We start from the raw sequence: 17,000 nt of genomic DNA, 5'->3' as shown, positions 1-17,000 counted from the left end.
TTATGCTCAATTAGGATTCACTTCTTTAAGTAAATCGTTTTCTAGCGGGATTGGCTGCCCTTCGAACGCCGCCAAAATCAAGTCTGCTGCGAGGGATGACCACGTCAAGCCACGCGATGCAAACCCGGTCGCAACCCATAAGCCAGGGACCTCATTGAGTGGTCCGATTGCCGGAAAACGGCCCGGCAGGACGGCTCTCAGCCCAGCCCACCCTGCTAACTCATCTGCCGCCAGGGACTGCCCAAGCAAGGGCAAACCAAGCAGATCGGCTGCCCGATCAAGATTGCGATGGCGCCCGGCGTGCGTCGTTTCTACCCTTTGAGGGGCGTGAATATAAGTGGCGCCCGATACGCACAAGCCGTCTTTTGCAGGCAATACATAGCCATCCCCACCAATAATCATTGACGGCCCACCGTCAACGGCACTCAGTGGGATTAGCGAAATCTCGCCGCCTAAAGCGTGCAAACCTTGCAATCTCGCTCTTTCTGCCAACAGATTGCTTTGCGCCAGCAGACCTTTACTCTGAGTGCTATTAGCTAAAATTATTTTTGTTGCCGAAGCCAACAACCGGTCACATGACTGCTCGTAAGTCTGCCAGACATCCCCAGCTCGAGCGATACGGCCTACCTGTTTTTTTACAATGGCAATACCGTCGATATCTGCCAGCCAAGCAACCAGTTGGTTCGGTTGGACCTGGCATGACATCGAAAAATACAAGCCACCTCTGTTCACGGGGCTGCCTGCTAACACGCTGGCCTCATCGCGATCGACATATCTCACCCACCCCAGGTCAAAACCAAGTGTTTTGGCCTGGTCTTGCAGATCAACCACGCGGCCGCCCTCCAGTCTTTCGAGCTGAATCGAGCCGCACCAATTAGCAATGCTGGCTGGCACATCACGCCATTGGGACAGTGCGCTCAGCAGCCCAGCTCGGGACAAGCGTGCGCGATGATCATCGTCTGTTGAAATCTGTGGGGTAATCGCTGCGCTGTGATGACCTGAATGCAAGGACGGTTCAGTGACCCCATCACCATCGAGGACGGTCACTTGCCACCCAGAAGAGGCCAAGGCCCGCGCGATGGTCATACCTGCAAGACCACCGCCCACAATGATGACAGTTTTTTCTTGACCCTTAGCAGACTTAACCGCTGGCGGATGGCGCTCAGCCAGCCAAGGATCTCTCTCCAAGCGGTTACGCTTGAGCAAGCTCTGGATCGCGCCTGCGTCGCACACCAATCGTTTCTCAGTCCATACCGCGTCCACGTGCCCACGCAATTGGGTCACTGCGGCTATCCTTTCACCGACAAACAGGGTCAACGTCACGCACGCTTCGTCGAGCGAAATTCGATGTACGCCCGGCAAATCCGGGGGTAACGCTTGTAACGGCGACGACAAGGATAACGATGAAGGATCAGCCGTTATCGCTTCACTGAGAACGCTTATCCGGTCAACCCAGCCTACGATGTGCAAACGGGCTGGCTTAGCGGGATCGCTGCGCCACCACGACAAAATCTGACTCAAACGCTCTGCGTCAATGGCCAAATCAGCCAATGTGAAACTGGGTAAACCTGCCCAAATCCATTTAAGTCGTTGAAACTCATTCGTCATTGTTAACAGCTCTGCTCGAGACCAAAATCGATGTCCGCCAGCAACCAGGCCGACAGCGTAAACTCAACATCCTAAACGGAATTTGACCATCTCTCGGAAAACATCCTCATGACTGACCTCAACCGCGCGCAAACTACCGCCATTGAAGCTGCCAGAGCAGCTGCTGAGGTGCTTCAGTCCTTTAGCAAACGTCGCGCCGAACTTGTTATTGACCACAAGGGCAGAAACGATCTCGTCTCTCAGGCCGATCGTCTCGCAGAGCAAGCGTGCCTGGCGGTACTCAAACGCGGTACGCCCGAGTTTGGCATTGTGGCAGAGGAAACCGGTGGCAAGCCCAGCGGCCGCGCGACTTGGTATATCGACCCGCTGGATGGCACCACAAACTACCTGCACGGCATCCCACAATATGCTGTATCGATCGGGCTCATCGGTCATGCGGGAACACCTGATCAAAATGGCTCGCCTCTGCTGGTCGACACGCCATTGGTCGCAGTCGTGTATGACCCCTGTCGAGACGAAATGTTCACGGCGATCCGTGGTGCAGGCGCTCAGCTAAACGGCTCACCCATCCACTGTTCAAGGACCACCGAGTTCAGCCAGGCACTGCTTGGCACTGGTCTGCCCTTCAGAGACTATTCTTTCACCGACGAATACATGCCTGCATTAAAAGATGCCATCCATCAGACCCGCGGCATCCGGCGCAACGGCGCCGCCGCGCTCGACCTTGCCTGGGTAGCCTGTGGGCGCTTCGATGGTTATTGGGAGATGGGCTTAGCCCCTTGGGATGTTGCGGCAGGAACATTATTGGTGCGTGAGTCCGGAGGGATCGTTGAAGACCTGCGCGGCAAACACCCTTGGCCTATTGATGGCAATATCGTATCGGGTAACACTGCCATCCAGCCAAAATTGTTTGATATGGTGAGGCCTTACCTTAACCCTTTGGCTCCTCGTTAAGACTAGAGTTGAAAAACCGCCCAATTAGTCGATAATGTGATTACCTTTCCGCACAAGAGTAAATCCCATGAAAATTCTCGAACCTTTTTTAAACTGGCAAGCTGAAATCCAGGCCATCCGTCGCGATATTCACGCCCATCCTGAGCTCGCATACGAAGAAAACCGTACGGCTGATGTCGTCGCTCAATCCCTCGAGAAATGGGGTATTCCGATTCATAGGGGTCTTGGCGGTACGGGTGTTGTTGGCATTATCAAAGGCAAGATTGCAGGAACCCGCGCAATCGGCTTGCGCGCAGACATGGATGCACTGCCCATGCAAGAGGTCAATACGTTTCCTCACGCCAGCAAGCACGAGGGCAAAATGCATGGTTGCGGGCATGACGGCCATACCGCCATGCTATTGAACGCTGCCCACTATCTGGCCGAGCACAACGATTTCGCTGGCACTGTGTATGTGATTTTTCAACCGGCAGAAGAGGGTTATGCCGGCGCGAAGAGAATGATGGACGATGGCCTGTTTACGAAATTCCCCATGGATGCGGTATTCGGTATGCACAACTGGCCGAATAGCAAAGTAGGTAGTTTTGCAGTGACACCAGGCCCGATGATGGCCTCGAGCAATCGCTTCATCATCACGGTCAAGGGTAAGGGCGCCCATGCAGCCCTCCCACATCTCGGTGCCGACCCAATCATGGCTGCCGTTCAAATAGCCCAATCCCTACAAACCATCATCACCCGCAACAGAAAGCCAGTTGACGCCGCGGTGTTAAGCATCACTCAAATTCACGGGGGTAGCGCAGATAACGTCATTGCAAATGAGACCGTGCTGCGAGGTACAGTCAGAACCTTCACACTCGAGACGCTCGATTTAATCGAAAAGCGGATTAAAGAAATTGCCGAAAACACGGCCATTGCTTTGGGTTGCGAGGCAGATTTTGAATTTGACCGCACCTATCCGCCGACCATCAACCATCCGAAAGAAACCGCCTTTGCAGCAAAAGTCATGCGTACGATCGTCGGCGATGAAAACGTCAACGACTCTGTCGAGCCGACGATGGGGGCAGAAGATTTCGCCTTCATGCTGCAAGAGGTACCAGGTTGCTACGTCTTTATCGGCAATGGCATGGGCGATCACCGGTTGGCGGGGCATGGCCTTGGCCCGTGCACGCTTCATAATGGCTCTTACGATTTCAACGACGACTTGTTGCCCCTCGGCGCTACCTATTGGGTGAAGCTGGCACAAGAATGGATGGCACAGTCGTGATTGCATGACACATCCCTCGACCGAATCCCCCGCAGCCCTCCGCCGGCTGGATCCTGAAGATGCCCAGCTTGCACTCACCCGTGTACAAGAGGTTCTGCACCGGCACGAGGTAATTGAAAATCTCGTTCATCGCCAGGCCGAAGGTGGAGATCGGGCGGATTTGGTTGAAAACCTGCTGCAACGCCAACATGAGGCTGAGCTGCAGGGTTTCGTCAACTCACTGCATCCAGCAGATATCGCTTTTATTCTAGAGTCGCTCCCTAAAACTGAGCGGCAGATGATCTGGCGCCTGGTCTCAGCGGCTTTTGATGCGGACGTATTGCTCGAAGTAAGCGATTGGGTGAGGGAGTCGCTGCTTGAAGCCATGAACCGGCAGGACATCATGGCCGCGACCAGTGAGATGGACGCAGATGAGCTGGCGGATCTGGCACCTGATTTGCCACCGGACATCGTCACCGAAGTTCAGAAAGGACTGACCGTTGAAGAACGTGCACGTCTGATCGAAGCCATGGGATACCCCGATGACAGTGTCGGTGGGATCATGGATTTTGAAATGGTGCGCGTTCGCGAAGATGTGTCGCTAGAAGTCGTACATCGTTATTTACGACGACTACCCGAACTGCCAGACCACACCGATCAGATTTTTGTTGTTGATCGACAGGATAAATTACTTGGGACCTTGTCACTGTCGGCGTTGCTCGTCAACGAACCCGAAATCGAGGTGCGCGACGTAATGGGTACAGATTACCTATCACTAAGCCCGCTTGATACCGACTCTGACGCGGCCAATGCCTTTGAACGCTATGACCTGATCTCAGCACCTGTTGTCGACGGGATTGGTCGACTGATCGGTCGAGTAACCATCGGCGAGGTCGTCGATGTGATCCGCGAAGACTCTGACGAGCAGGCGCTCTCGCGCGCTGGTATGCAAGAAGAGGACATTTTCGCCCCTGTCGCGATGGCCTTGCGCAATCGCGCGCCGTGGCTGATGCTCAATCTGTGCACAGCCTCGATCGCGTCGTTTGTAGCCTCGCGATTTGAAGATACCGTTAGCACCATCGTCATGTTGGCATTTTTGATGTCCATTGTTGCCGGTATCGGGGGTAATTCTGGTAATCAGACCATGACACTCATCATCCGTGCATTAGCAGTTGGTCGCGTAACCGGACAAAATCTTTGGGCTTTGATTAAGAGAGAGCTGCTGGTCACATTTCTTGTCGGCTTGATGGGCAGTATCGTGGCTGCTGGATTCTCGTGGGGCATCTCCCGATCCTTACCGATTGCCTTAGTAATGATGGCTGCCATGATTGCCAACATGCTAGTTGGGGCGTGCGTGGGCGTCCTAGTGCCCATGACGCGGGCCCGTTTCGGTAAAGATCCTGCGCTAGGGTCCTCTGTACTACTTACCTTCGCCACAGATTCTCTTGGATTTTTGATTTTCCTGGGATTGGCGACGATCTTTTTGATTTAAGCTCGAAGCCGACGCGCCCGCAACCAAGCTAGGCGTGCTCGCCCTCTTCGAGCCAGGATTGCATCAAGGTGTAAGTGACTGCCAGTGTGACAGGCCCTACAAAAATACCAATCAACCCGAAGGTCAGCAAACCACCTAAGACCCCAACCAGAATCAAAAGTAGCGGCAGATCAGCACCTCTTCTGATTAGCATGGGTCGCAGGATATTGTCTAGACTCGCTACCATCAGGCTCCAGATCAGCAGCACGGTTGCCCAAGTGTGATCACCTTGCCAGTACATCCAGCCGACGACTGGTAACAGAACCAGCATCGGGCCCGCCTGTGCAATGCAAAGCATGAGCATCGCTGCCGACAATACCCCGGCAAAAGGAACGCCCGCCACAACAAGGCCTAAACCTCCCAGTGTCGTCTGAGCGACTGCCGTCACGCCCACCCCGAGTGCCACGCCGCGGATGGCTTGACCTGCCAGAATCATCACTTTCTCGCCACGTGCGCTGCCCAGGCGATACCCAATTTTTTTAAGCAAAATCGCTGCGTCTTCACCACTGGCGTACAAAATAGCCGCAATGAGTATCACGAGCAAAAACTGAACTAAGAGACCCCCCAGACCGCCGAATTGCGAAAATATCCATCTGCCCGTTTGGGTTGCGTAGGGAGCGACGTGTTCCGTTAATCCCTCAGCACCACCGGCAACCAGGTCAGCCCAAGCGGTCGCCAACTTTTCACCAACCAAAGGAGTTGTTTTAAGCCACTCGGGTGCTGCAGGCAAACCACCTGCTGCCAAGTGGCTGCTCACCTGAATGATGTCGTCTGAATTTTTGACAATGGTGCTGACCGCCCACCACAAGGGCATGACCAGCAACAACAGCATCGCCAACGTCATCACGGCAACCGCCGGGCCTCGCCGACCACCAAAGAGGCGTTCGAGCAAGATCAGCGTTGGCCAAGTCGCCACAACAATCATACCTGCCCAGACTGTGGCAGCCAAGAATGGCTTGAGCACCCATATGGACAAAGCAAGTAGCGCAAAAATGCAAACAACAGCCAAGGTATTACGCGTGAGGTTATTTTGCATAGCAGCCTAGTGAAGTAACGTTTCGGATATGGGGCTTGGATCTGATTATAAGTGGTACGCAGAAGCGTTATAGTCGAAGAAAAGATAACAATGTGTCATCGCAACCGACTTTGATCAGGAGACAGGATGTACGATTTCATCATTCGTAACGCTCAAGTGTTTGACGGACTGGGCAACCCAGCTCACTTTGCTGACGTAGGTGTTGCAGACGGCGTCGTGAAAAAAATCGGACTAATTGCCGATACTGCCGCGCACGAACTCGACGCGAAAGGCTTATCTCTCATGCCCGGCATCGTTGACTTACATACGCATTTCGATGCGCAAGTAACGTGGGATAGAACCATGTCGCCTTCGCCTGCGCTTGGGGTCACCACGGCAGTGATGGGAAATTGCGGCTTCGGTATCGCCCCCTGCCCCGCCAATCTGCGCGAAACAATGATTAAGAACTTGTCCGTTGTAGAAGGCATGGATTTAAACGCATTGCGCATGGGGATCAAATGGGAGTTCGAATCCTTCAAAGAATATATGGATCAGCTCCGGGCCACCAAGCCATACCTAAATACTGCGGTCTTCGCAGGGCATTCGGTTGTGCGCACTGCGGTCATGGGCGATGAAGCGTCTGAAACAGAGACACCTACCCCCGCTCAGCTACAGGCGATGCAAGCTCTGATTGCCGAAGCAATGGATGCTGGCGCAATCGGCTTCGCTTCCTCATTTTCGCCAAACCATAGTGGCTATGGCGGTCGGCCAATGCCATCGACCATCGCCACCGAAGAAGAGCTTTATGCGTTAACCAACGTCTTGGGCGAGAAGAAAAAAGGCGTCTTTATGATGGCGACCGGGTCGCGTGCCAACCCAGATGTGATGGAAAAAATCGCCGAAAATACTGGGCGTCCGGCTTACATCTCAACCGTTTTGAGCATGTACAACCCAGCCACGCCAGAGCAAGGCCTGAGCTATTACGAAAGATGTGCACAAGCCCAGGCTCGAGGCAATGAGTTATACATGCTAACGAGCTGTCAGCCTTTATCTTTTGACTTTACTCTCGATGAGCCCTACCCGTTGCTTAGTCACTCAGCGTTTGATGCGATCAAAGGACAAGATCATCAAACGATCAAAGAGATTTACGCGACGCCTGCGTTCAGAGCAAACTTCAAAGCCAATCTGGCTGAGCCCAAAAAAGGCATACTGTTTCTTGGTGATTGGCGCTACATCGAAGTTGGTGAAACCTTTATGGCCGAGCATCAACCATTAGAAGGTATGTCTATCTTTGCGATTGCAAAAGAGCTCGGCCAAGACCCACTGGATGTATTTTTTGATCTGTCCATCAAAGAAGACCTGAAGATCCACTTTACCGGCAAGTTTTATAACCATATAGATGAAGGCGTCGCGCCTTTATTGAAACACCCTGCCAGCGTAATTACTCTGTCTGATGCGGGTGCCCACCTGATCTATATGTGCGATGCAGCCTTTGGCTTGCATTTTTTATCTCACTGGGTTCGCGAGACAGGCCACTTCACACTTGCTGAAGGCGTTCGACGCCTGACCAGCGACGCCGCAGATCGATTTCGCATCCCCAATCGCGGGCGGCTGCTCGAAGGATCACCAGCGGATATGTTGCTGTTCGATCCCGCGACCATAGGGATGTCAAAACTTGAGAATAAAAATGACTTGCCTGGTGGAGGATCGAGAAAGGTTCGATCCCCTCGTGGCATTCACGGTGTCTGGGTGAATGGCTGTCTGGTGCACGACGGCAAAAACTACGTTGAGATGGCCGAAGGTCCTGGCCATGTGCTGGATAGCTTCAACTAAGCAAACCTGACAACGCACACCTTCACTTCAATCAAGATTGCTGAAGGTGTTGCGCCAGAACTGCAGGCGTTTGGGCAGCGTTGAAATCAAAATGTGCTCTGACAAGGTATGGGCGCCGTCGCCGTCTGCACCCAATCCGTCAATCGACGGGACGCCCATCGCTGAAGTGAAGTTTGCATCACTGCCACCACCGGTCATCGGCGCTTCTTCGAGCTCGAACCCCGCCGCCATCGCTTGATCTTGTATACGAGCGAGCAAGGCTGCGGACTGAAGTGTCTTCACCATAGGTGGTCGGTTCAGTTCGACATCCACGTCAACCGTAACATCTGCACCGACCGCCTTGAGCGATTTGAATTTAGCCAAAATCTCGTCACCCGCAGGCGCATCAGGGATTCGGAAGTCAACAATCGCCTCACAAAACCCCGGCACGGTATTGGTTGCTGTGCCGCCTGCAATTTTGCCAACGCTGACTGTAATGCCTCTTTGGTAATCAGTGAAAGACTCGATCGCCAACACTTGATGAGCCATTTCTTTGATAGCACTGCGACCTTTCTCATGATTAACGCCGGCATGGGATTGACAGCCGGTCACACAGATTTTGACCATCCCCGTGCCTTTACGAGCGGTAACGCATTTGCCACCATCGGCTCGCGCTGGCTCGGCGACCAAGGTGTACTTGGCTTGTGCCGCATATTTTTCGATAAATCGCCTCGAATCATGGCTACCTACTTCTTCATCTGGTACCAAAAGGTAATCAACAGGTAGCTTGGTGGATGCTGCGGGCACGTGCTCACAAAGCGCAGTTAACGCCAGATAAGCACCGGCTTTCATGTCGTAGCTGCCAGGGCCATACAATCGGTCGCCTTCAATGCGCAATTTATTGAGGGTCTGAATGGTGCCAACAGGATGAACGGTATCCAGATGCGCCAGCACGAGAATGCCGGGGCGAGTGTCGCCTTGGGCGCGATTACTAACGAGCAGTAACGGCAGCTTTTTCTCTCCGATCGAAGTCAGCTCAACCTTAAGACCGCTCACGCGGGCTTGACTGGCGGCAATCTCCGCCATCCGATGCAGCGCAGCAGTATCGCTTGAAGGAGATTCGCACTCAATCCATTTAGAGATATCACTCACTAGTCGTTGTTGTTCGTCTGACATCTCTATTCCCCTTTGCTTTTTCTGGATTTATTGAATCTGTCCGTGACAGTGCTTATATTTTTTACCACTACCGCAAGGACAGGCGTCGTTGCGGCCTACCTTGGGCAAGACGTTACGCACTGTGGCGACGCCTGATGTAGCTTGAGCCTTATCAACCGGCTCGCTCTCCACATCCGCATCCTGATAGTCTGCGTGCTGAAACTGCACATTTTGCGCTTGCGCTAAATTGGCGGCCTCTAGCTCGGCCTGAGCAATCTCCTCTTGAGACTGCACTCGAACCGTCATCAGGATTTTCATGACCTCATCACGCACGCGATCAAGCATGTCAGAAAACAGCTCAAAGGCCTCACGCTTGTATTCCTGTTTAGGATTCTTCTGCGCATAGCCACGCAGGTGAATACCTTGTCGCAAATGATCCAGCGATGAAAGATGCTCACGCCATTGTGAATCGATCACTTGCAGCATAATTGAGCGTTCAAAATGTGACCACGATTCAGTGCCAACCAAATCTGCTTTGTGCTGATAGGCCTGGCGCGCAAACTCAAGCACGCTTTCAAGCACATCCTCGTCAGACATGGATTTGGATTGCGCGAGCATGGTCACGAGCGGCACTTGAACTTGCCAATCTGACTCTAGCGCCATTTGCAAACCAGCCAGATCCCATTGCTCTTCTACTGAACCAGCTGGTACGTAGCGATTGACGATTTCACTGAAACAACCCACTAACAGATTATCAATCGTATCGGTGATCGATGCAGATTCAAGTACATCATTGCGCTGGGCATAAAGTACTTTGCGCTGGTCATTGGCGACATCGTCGTACTCGAGCAGCTGTTTACGAATGTCAAAGTTACGCCCTTCGACTTTACGCTGAGCGGTCTCGATTGATCGGCTCACCATGCCTGCCTCGATAGGTTCACCTTCAGGTAACTTGAGCCTATCCATGATCGCACGTACACGATCACCTGCGAAAATCCGCATCAAGGGATCTTCAAGGGACAGATAAAACCTTGACGAACCTGGATCGCCCTGACGTCCAGCACGACCGCGCAACTGATTATCGATCCGGCGCGACTCGTGGCGCTCTGTGCCAACAATACGCAAGCCACCAGCAGCTTTAACCCGATCGTTTAAGGGTTGCCATTCAGCTCGTATCGTTGCTATCTGCGCTTCCTTGTTTTCATCAGACAAACTCGCGTCAGCACGAATGTGTTCAATCTGACGCTCAATACTGCCACCCAGCACAATGTCGGTCCCTCGACCGGCCATGTTGGTAGCGATCGTGATGTTACCGGGTTTGCCTGCTTGCGCAACAATCTCTGCTTCGCGAGCATGTTGCTTGGCGTTTAACACTTCATGCGCGACACCAGCTTTTTTCAGTAAACCAGAGAGCAACTCAGAATTCTCAATGCTCGTCGTACCGACAAGAACTGGTTGACCTCGCTCTTTGCAGTCCTTGATGTCAACGATAATCGCGTTATATTTTTCGGTGGTGGTTTTGTATATCTGATCATTTTGATCCGCACGCACCATGTTGCGATTAGTGGGGATAATGACGGTTTCAAGACTGTAAATCTCTTGAAATTCATACGCTTCAGTATCAGCGGTACCCGTCATACCTGCCAATTTTTCGTACATCCGGAAAAAGTTTTGAAAGGTGATCGAGGCAAGGGTTTGATTCTCGAACTGAATCTTGACGGCTTCTTTTGCTTCGACAGCCTGATGCAGACCATCGGACCAGCGGCGACCTGTCATCAGGCGACCGGTAAATTCATCAACAATCACGACTTCGCCGTCTTGGACGACGTAGTGCTGATCGCGGTGAAACAAGCTGTGGGCGCGCAGCGAGGCCATTAAGTGATGCATCAGCGATATATTGCGAGGCTCGTACAAAGACTGGCCTTGGGGCAACAGCTGAAGATTGCCCAGAATGGTTTCGGCCTTCTCGTGACCAGCCTCAGAGATATAGACTTGCTGATTTTTTTCGTCTACCCAGTAATCGCCTTCGGGTTCGGGTTCGGTTGGCTTGGGCTCTGACGCCATCCTGGTCAATAACGCAGGCACCGCATTCATTCGTAAGTAGACTTCAGTATGGTCTTCTGCCTGACCTGAAATGATCAATGGCGTTCTGGCTTCATCAATCAAAATCGAGTCGACCTCGTCAACAATAGCAAAGACTAGCGTGCGCTGCCTGCGATCCTCAACGCGGTATTCCATATTGTCACGTAAGTAATCAAACCCGAACTCATTGTTGGTACCGTAGGTAATATCAGCGGCATAGGCTCGGATTTTTTCATCGTTTTCTTGCTGCGGTACAACGACACCGACGCTTAAACCCAAGTACCCGTATAGTCGCCCCATCCAGTCAGCGTCTCGACGCGCGAGATAATCGTTCACTGTGACGACGTGAACCCCTCTGCCAGTCAAGGCATTGAGGTACACCGGTAAGGTCGCCATCAAGGTTTTGCCTTCACCCGTGCGCATTTCTGCGATCTTGCCCTGGTGCAGTACCATGCCGCCGATTAACTGGACGTCAAAGTGGCGCATACCAAAAACTCGCTTGCCTGCCTCACGCACGACCGCAAAGGCCTCTGGCAATAAGTCGTCGAGTGCTTCACCGCTAGCTAAACGATCCTTAAATTTCTGCGTACTGGCCCGTAAATCATCATCTGACAATGCTTGCATGGTCGGCTCAAGCGCATTGATTTGCGCCACCTGCCGACGATATTGCTTAAGCAAGCGGTCGTTTCGAGTGCCAATAAGTTTTTTAAGCAGGGAAAGCATGCGTTTAAGGCCCAGATTGAACGTAGCTTCGCAGTTTAACGCAGGCTGGGACTAGCAGTTGTCTCAGTCGACGCTCTGGCTGTTATTGGTGCTCGCATAAGCTGCCCAGTCAGGAACCGCGTTGGGTCAACCGCCCGCTCACGCACTCTGACTTCAAAATGTAAATGAGCGCCTGTCGAAGCCCCGGTCGAACCGACGTGGCCAATCACCTCGCCCTGGCCTACGATTTGCCCTTTGCTCACCAGCACCGAACGGGCATGGGCATAGCGAGTCACCAAGCCTTTGCCATGATCAAGGTCGACCATGTAACCATAACCGCTGTGAAAGCCCGCTTTTTTTACGATGCCGCATGACGCAGCATGAATGGGTGCCCCCTCGCTAGCGCTGAAATCCAACCCTTGGTGAAAAGTGAGCTGGCCAGAAATCGGATCAATTCTGTTGCCATACGGTGAACTGAGCCTGCGGTAGGCGATCAACGGCCAACTTAGCACTGACGTGACCGAATGGTCTTGATGTAACCACAAGACCGTTGATGGCAGTGGGTCTGTTCGGGGTCGCGCAGCAAGTTCAAAGTCAGTAAAACGGAAATTTGCTACTGGTTCATCAAGCGCTTCGCTCGCCCCCGCCGCATACCCCACACAAATAGCTGCGAGTATCAGGGCAATCAACGTGCTGGTCTGGTATTGTGTTTGATATGGCAAGTTCAAAATCCTTTATATCCCCTGGGCGCTCAACCGGCACTCACCTTATTGGCTGGCTGGATAGCAATAGCCAGTACGGCAATGTTTTGGCGACAGCACAGCTTCATCTCAAACTAAAGGGTGCGATTGATGAGGCCCTGCCTGCTCCGATTCGAGGCGTGTTTGATGTCATCAAAATTGAAGCGGCGACTTTGACACTAACGGTCAGCAGTGCGGCCTTCGCAGCCAAGTTTCGTCAACTGGCGCCAAGCGTAACCAAGCACCTGAACCAAAAAGGCTGGAACTTTACAGAGGTCAAATTGAAGGTGCAAGGCGCGGTGGATGTTCACACCCCGATTAAGGCGCCCCGCGAGGCACGATTATTGCAAGCAAGTGACCTGGAGTCTTTCGAGAAACTACTGAAATCGCTTGAGCCTGGCCCGCTAGCAGACTCGGTTGCGAAGCTGATTGCCCATCATCGCCGATCAGTTTGAACAACGCCGAGGCTTTAGGCGAACTTCCATTCGTGACGGAAAGCTGCCGGCGCATCGTTCTGTGAGGCAAAAGTCACTACTTCAAACGCATCTGGCTGAGAAAGCAACTCACGACACAGGCGGTTATTGAGTGCATGACCCGACCGGCAGGCCACGTACTTGGCCATCAAGGGCATCCCAATCAAATAGAGGTCGCCCACCGCATCAAGAATTTTATGTTTAACGAATTCGTCGTCGTAGCGTAAGCCATCGCTGTTAAGCACACGGTACTCATCCATCACAATGGCATTATCCAGGCTGCCACCACGAGCTAGGCCCATGGACCGCAGCGTCTCGACTTCGTTGACGAAACCGAAAGTGCGTGCGCGGGCGATTTGTTTGACGTAGGACTCAGTTGCAAAATCGATTTCAGCGAAATTTGCGGTTGAATCAATTGCGGGATGCTGAAAATCAATAGAAAACGCAAGCGTAAACCCATCATGCGGTTCGAGTCTGGCCCATTTTTCTTGTTTGCCATCGGGTTCACGAATCTCTATGGGCTTGACGACACGGAGAAACTTCTTTGGTGCAGCCTGTTCTTCAATACCAGCCGAGCGAAGCAAATAAACGAACGTGGCCGCGCTACCATCCATAATGGGCACTTCTTCAGCAGTCAGGTCGATATGCAAATTGTCGATACCTAAACCCGCTAGCGCAGACATCAAATGTTCAACCGTCGAAACGCGAGCGTTACCTACCTGTAGCACTGAAGCCATACGGGTGTCACTCACCGTGCTTGCCAGTGCAGGAAAATCGACGACTTCAGGCAAGTCGACACGATGAAACACAATCCCTGTGTTCGGAGCGGCCGGACGCAGGGTAAGCTCAACCCGCAGGCCAGAATGCAGGCCCACACCGGTCGTCTTAACGAGATTTTTGATCGTGCGCTGTTTAAACATGTGTTCTGTAATAAAACCCTCGGATTGTACATCGTTTGGCGGATGTAGCGACCCAGGCATTCAACAGCATTACCCACTCTGGCTGGGGAGGCCACAGTGGGGTGATCAGAGGGAGTTAGCTATGCGATCAGTCTGCTTGCCGGCGCAAAAACGCCGGAATGTCGTAGTGATCCATACCTGACGTTTCCAGCGCACGCACTTGGGCGGAAGCCTGTGTGCGAGGATTACGAATGACGGTCGGAGCTTTCAGTTCGTTCAAATTACCACCAGAGACTGGCATGTTGTCGGTACCGGTACGCTGAACGACTTCCATTTGTTCGACTTGATGTTGCGAACTCACCAACATCGGGCGCTTGGCTGCGCGTCCAAGACCGGTAGCAACAACCGTGACGCGAATATCGTCGCCCATCGCTTCGTCGTAGGCGGTTCCGAAGATAACCGTCGCGTCTTCAGCTGCGAAGCTCTTGATATGCTCCATGATGACACGGGTTTCTTTCATTCTCAGCGACTTGGTAGCAGTGATGTTGACTAGAACGCCGCGCGCGCCGTTCAAATCCACGCCTTCGAGAAGGGGACATGCAACGGCCTGAACCGCGGCGCGCATCGCGCGATCTTCACCGCTCGCTACAGCTGTACCCATCATCGCTTGGCCTGGCTCGCCCATGATCGTCTTCACGTCTTCGAAGTCGACGTTAACGTTACCTTCGACGTTGATGATTTCGGCAATCCCCGCGCAAGCATTGTGAAGGACATCATCGGCTGCATTGAAGCAATCAGCCTGCGTGGCATCATCATCCATCAATTCATACAGATTCTCGTTCAGCACGACGATGAGCGAATGGACATGACCTGATAACGCATCAATACCCTCTTCAGACATTTTCATGCGTTTGCCGCCTTCGAACTCGAAAGGCTTAGTCACAACGCCCACAGTCAAAATACCGAGGTCTTTAGCAACCTCTGCTACAACAGGTGCAGCGCCTGTACCCGTGCCACCACCCATACCCGCAGTGATAAACACCATGTTTGCGCCGTTCAAAGCAGCTCGAATTTCTTCGCGGGCCAGCTCAGCAGCAGCCCTGCCTTGATCGGGCTTGGCGCCCGCACCGAGGCCGGTACGACCCAGACGGATTTGCACAGGCGCATTAGTGGCCGCCAATGCTTGTGCATCGGTGTTGCAGCAAATAAAGTCAACGCCTTGCACACCAGATCGGATCATGTGAGACACGGCGTTACCGCCCGCGCCACCAACACCGACCACCTTGATCACAGTGCCTTTGCTTACGTTATCTAACATCTCGAATCTCATTTTTGTGACTCCCTCAAGTCTTACTTGCAAACGGTTTCTAAAATCCCCAACTACTTTTAGAAATCGTTTCAAACTTATCGCCGACTTGGTCCGCGCCGAGTTTGAAACGCCTCTCTAGCAAATCAATCGATGAATGGATCGATCAATCTGATCTAAGCCTTACGGCTTCAATTATCTACTGAAAAACAAAAATCAATTCCATGAATACAGACCAAGACTGCTTGCGTTTCATCTAATTCACAAACCATTCTTTCATCCGCGCCAATAACCCGGTGAAAGAACCCGTCGGCGCGGCTTTTCTGCCACGCAAACGTTGCATCCTCGCTTCGCCCAAAAGACCCATTACGGTCGAGAACCTCGGATTCCGCATCACATCAGCCAAGCTACCATCATAATCAGGTACCGCAACCCTCACAGGCTTAAGGAAAACATCTTCGGCAAGCTCAACCATACCCGGCAACAACGACGTACCGCCAGTCAGGACAACCCCTGAGGATAACAAGTCTTCGTAGCCTGACTCACGAATAGCCTGCTGAACCAGGTTAAAGAGCTCTTCAACCCGAGGCTCGATGACAGCACCCAGAGCCATGCGTTTCACCTGGCGAGGCTCCCGGTCACCAAGACCCGGAACCTCAATGCTTTCGTCTGGGCTAGCCAATACTTGCTTAGCCAAACCGTGCCGCAACTTGATATCCTCTGCGTCGGGGGTTGGGGTGCGCAACATGGCTGCGATATCACTGGTAATTTGATCCCCGGCGATTGGCAAAACAGCCGTGTGGCGAATAGCGCCAGAGGTATAAATGGCAACATCGGTTGTCCCGCCACCGATATCGATCAGCACCACGCCTAATTCTTTTTCGTCGGCTGTCAAACAAGCCAGGCTCGAAGCCAGCGGTTGCAAAATGAGGTCCTGAACCTCAAGACCGCAACGGCGAACGCATTTGACGATATTCTGGGCAGCGCTCACCGCACCAGTCACGATATGGACTTTAACCTCCAGGCGAAGACCGCTCATACCAATTGGTTCGCGAATATCTTCCTGTCCGTCAACAATGAACTCTTGTGTCAGGACATGCAACACTTGCTGATCAGTCGGAATATTGACGGCTTTGGCTGTTTCAATGACACGCGAAACGTCGGTTGCGGTGACTTCTTTGTCCTTAACCGCCACCATGCCACTCGAGTTGAAGCTGCGGATATGGCTGCCAGCAATACCGGTATAGACCTCTCGGATTTTGCAGTCGGCCATGAGTTCAGCCTCTTCGAGTGCGCGCTGGATGGAATTGACGGTCGTCTCGATATTGACAACCACACCTTTTCGCATGCCGCGCGACTCGTGCTGACCCAAGCCTAGCACTTCAAAACGACCTTCGGGTAAGATTTCGGCAACCACGGCAACGACTTTGCTGGTACCGATATCTAGGGCGACGATCAAATCCTTGACATCACGAGTCAT

13 protein-coding genes are annotated in these 17,000 nt (G+C 52.7%); 5 read left to right on the top strand and 8 right to left on the bottom strand.

The window, feature by feature from the left end; translation table 11 throughout:
* Positions 1 to 6: 6 nt before the first annotated feature.
* A complete protein-coding gene (locus BCM14_RS01065) occupies positions 7 to 1,608 on the bottom strand; it encodes an FAD-dependent oxidoreductase (protein WP_106226160.1) in 1,602 nt (533 codons plus the stop codon).
* Positions 1,609 to 1,716: 108 nt separating this feature from the next.
* Here BCM14_RS01065 and BCM14_RS01060 point away from each other — a divergent pair, with 108 nt between their 5' ends.
* The 3 genes from BCM14_RS01060 to mgtE all read left to right on the top strand — a co-directional run bounded on the left by BCM14_RS01060 (position 1,717) and on the right by mgtE (position 5,297).
* Positions 1,717 to 2,562, top strand: a complete 846-nt coding sequence (locus tag BCM14_RS01060; protein ID WP_106226159.1) for an inositol monophosphatase family protein — start codon at positions 1,717 to 1,719, stop codon at positions 2,560 to 2,562.
* A gap of 67 nt (positions 2,563 to 2,629) precedes the next feature.
* Positions 2,630 to 3,826, top strand: a complete 1,197-nt coding sequence (locus tag BCM14_RS01055) for a M20 aminoacylase family protein (protein WP_106226158.1) — start codon at positions 2,630 to 2,632, stop codon at positions 3,824 to 3,826.
* A gap of 4 nt (positions 3,827 to 3,830) precedes the next feature.
* Positions 3,831 to 5,297, top strand: coding sequence for a magnesium transporter (gene mgtE / locus BCM14_RS01050; protein ID WP_106226157.1), 1,467 nt, complete (start codon positions 3,831 to 3,833; stop codon positions 5,295 to 5,297).
* Positions 5,298 to 5,325: 28 nt separating this feature from the next.
* Here mgtE and ydiK read toward each other — a convergent pair whose 3' ends face one another.
* Positions 5,326 to 6,372 carry an AI-2E family transporter YdiK gene (ydiK, locus tag BCM14_RS01045; RefSeq protein ID WP_106226156.1) on the bottom strand — a complete coding sequence of 349 codons (1,047 nt, stop codon included), beginning with the start codon at positions 6,370 to 6,372 and terminating at the stop codon, positions 5,326 to 5,328.
* Positions 6,373 to 6,498: 126 nt separating this feature from the next.
* Between ydiK and BCM14_RS01040 the strand changes: the two genes are divergently transcribed.
* Positions 6,499 to 8,184, top strand: coding sequence for an N-acyl-D-amino-acid deacylase family protein (locus tag BCM14_RS01040; RefSeq protein ID WP_106226155.1), 1,686 nt, complete (start codon positions 6,499 to 6,501; stop codon positions 8,182 to 8,184).
* A 27-nt stretch (positions 8,185 to 8,211) separates the two neighbouring features.
* Here the strand turns inward: BCM14_RS01040 and BCM14_RS01035 are convergent, their stop codons facing one another.
* From BCM14_RS01035 to BCM14_RS01025, 3 genes are read right to left on the bottom strand one after another with little or no spacing between them, the layout of a single operon-like run.
* A complete protein-coding gene (locus tag BCM14_RS01035) occupies positions 8,212 to 9,339 on the bottom strand; it encodes a M20 family metallopeptidase (protein ID WP_106226154.1) in 1,128 nt (375 codons plus the stop codon).
* 27 nt (positions 9,340 to 9,366) lie between these two features.
* Positions 9,367 to 12,123, bottom strand: a complete 2,757-nt coding sequence (gene secA / locus BCM14_RS01030) for a preprotein translocase subunit SecA (protein WP_106226153.1) — start codon at positions 12,121 to 12,123, stop codon at positions 9,367 to 9,369.
* A gap of 35 nt (positions 12,124 to 12,158) precedes the next feature.
* The gene (locus BCM14_RS01025; RefSeq protein ID WP_259673344.1) at positions 12,159 to 12,824 is read right to left on the bottom strand and encodes a M23 family metallopeptidase; all 666 of its coding nucleotides are present in this window, start codon (positions 12,822 to 12,824) and stop codon (positions 12,159 to 12,161) included.
* Here BCM14_RS01025 and BCM14_RS01020 point away from each other — a divergent pair.
* The gene (locus tag BCM14_RS01020) at positions 12,818 to 13,297 is read left to right on the top strand and encodes a DciA family protein (RefSeq protein ID WP_106226151.1); all 480 of its coding nucleotides are present in this window, start codon (positions 12,818 to 12,820) and stop codon (positions 13,295 to 13,297) included. The genes BCM14_RS01025 and BCM14_RS01020 overlap by 7 nt on opposite strands.
* A 14-nt stretch (positions 13,298 to 13,311) precedes the next feature.
* On the opposite strand, the gene lpxC is transcribed toward BCM14_RS01020, so the two are convergent.
* The 3 genes from lpxC to ftsA all read right to left on the bottom strand — a co-directional run bounded on the left by lpxC (position 13,312) and on the right by ftsA (position 17,000).
* Positions 13,312 to 14,235: a UDP-3-O-acyl-N-acetylglucosamine deacetylase gene (gene lpxC / locus BCM14_RS01015; RefSeq protein WP_106226150.1), complete on the bottom strand. Its 924-nt coding sequence runs from the start codon at positions 14,233 to 14,235 to the stop codon at positions 13,312 to 13,314.
* Positions 14,236 to 14,362: 127 nt separating this feature from the next.
* Positions 14,363 to 15,544, bottom strand: a complete 1,182-nt coding sequence (gene ftsZ, locus BCM14_RS01010; RefSeq protein ID WP_106226149.1) for a cell division protein FtsZ — start codon at positions 15,542 to 15,544, stop codon at positions 14,363 to 14,365.
* 232 nt (positions 15,545 to 15,776) lie between these two features.
* Positions 15,777 to 17,000 (bottom strand): cell division protein FtsA, encoded by a 1,224-nt coding sequence (ftsA, locus tag BCM14_RS01005; protein WP_106226148.1) that lies wholly within the window; start codon positions 16,998 to 17,000, stop codon positions 15,777 to 15,779.

This window comes from Jezberella montanilacus (assembly GCF_003003055.1).
Taxonomy (GTDB): Bacteria; Pseudomonadota; Gammaproteobacteria; order Burkholderiales; family Burkholderiaceae_B; genus Zwartia; species Zwartia montanilacus.
Note: the sequence above shows the minus strand (reverse complement) of the source record. Positions and strands in the feature narration are given on the sequence as shown.

Coding starts and splice junctions, on each gene's coding strand:
- BCM14_RS01065 (WP_106226160.1), bottom strand. CDS start 1,608: ATGACGAATGAGTTTCAACGACTTAAATGGATTTGGGCAGGTTTACCC.
- BCM14_RS01020 (WP_106226151.1), top strand. CDS start 12,818: ATGGCAAGTTCAAAATCCTTTATATCCCCTGGGCGCTCAACCGGCACT.
- secA (WP_106226153.1), bottom strand. CDS start 12,123: ATGCTTTCCCTGCTTAAAAAACTTATTGGCACTCGAAACGACCGCTTG.
- ftsZ (WP_106226149.1), bottom strand. CDS start 15,544: ATGAGATTCGAGATGTTAGATAACGTAAGCAAAGGCACTGTGATCAAG.
- BCM14_RS01040 (WP_106226155.1), top strand. CDS start 6,499: ATGTACGATTTCATCATTCGTAACGCTCAAGTGTTTGACGGACTGGGC.
- BCM14_RS01055 (WP_106226158.1), top strand. CDS start 2,630: ATGAAAATTCTCGAACCTTTTTTAAACTGGCAAGCTGAAATCCAGGCC.
- BCM14_RS01035 (WP_106226154.1), bottom strand. CDS start 9,339: ATGTCAGACGAACAACAACGACTAGTGAGTGATATCTCTAAATGGATT.
- BCM14_RS01060 (WP_106226159.1), top strand. CDS start 1,717: ATGACTGACCTCAACCGCGCGCAAACTACCGCCATTGAAGCTGCCAGA.
- ftsA (WP_106226148.1), bottom strand. CDS start 17,000: ATGACTCGTGATGTCAAGGATTTGATCGTCGCCCTAGATATCGGTACC.
- ydiK (WP_106226156.1), bottom strand. CDS start 6,372: ATGCAAAATAACCTCACGCGTAATACCTTGGCTGTTGTTTGCATTTTT.
- mgtE (WP_106226157.1), top strand. CDS start 3,831: ATGACACATCCCTCGACCGAATCCCCCGCAGCCCTCCGCCGGCTGGAT.
- lpxC (WP_106226150.1), bottom strand. CDS start 14,235: ATGTTTAAACAGCGCACGATCAAAAATCTCGTTAAGACGACCGGTGTG.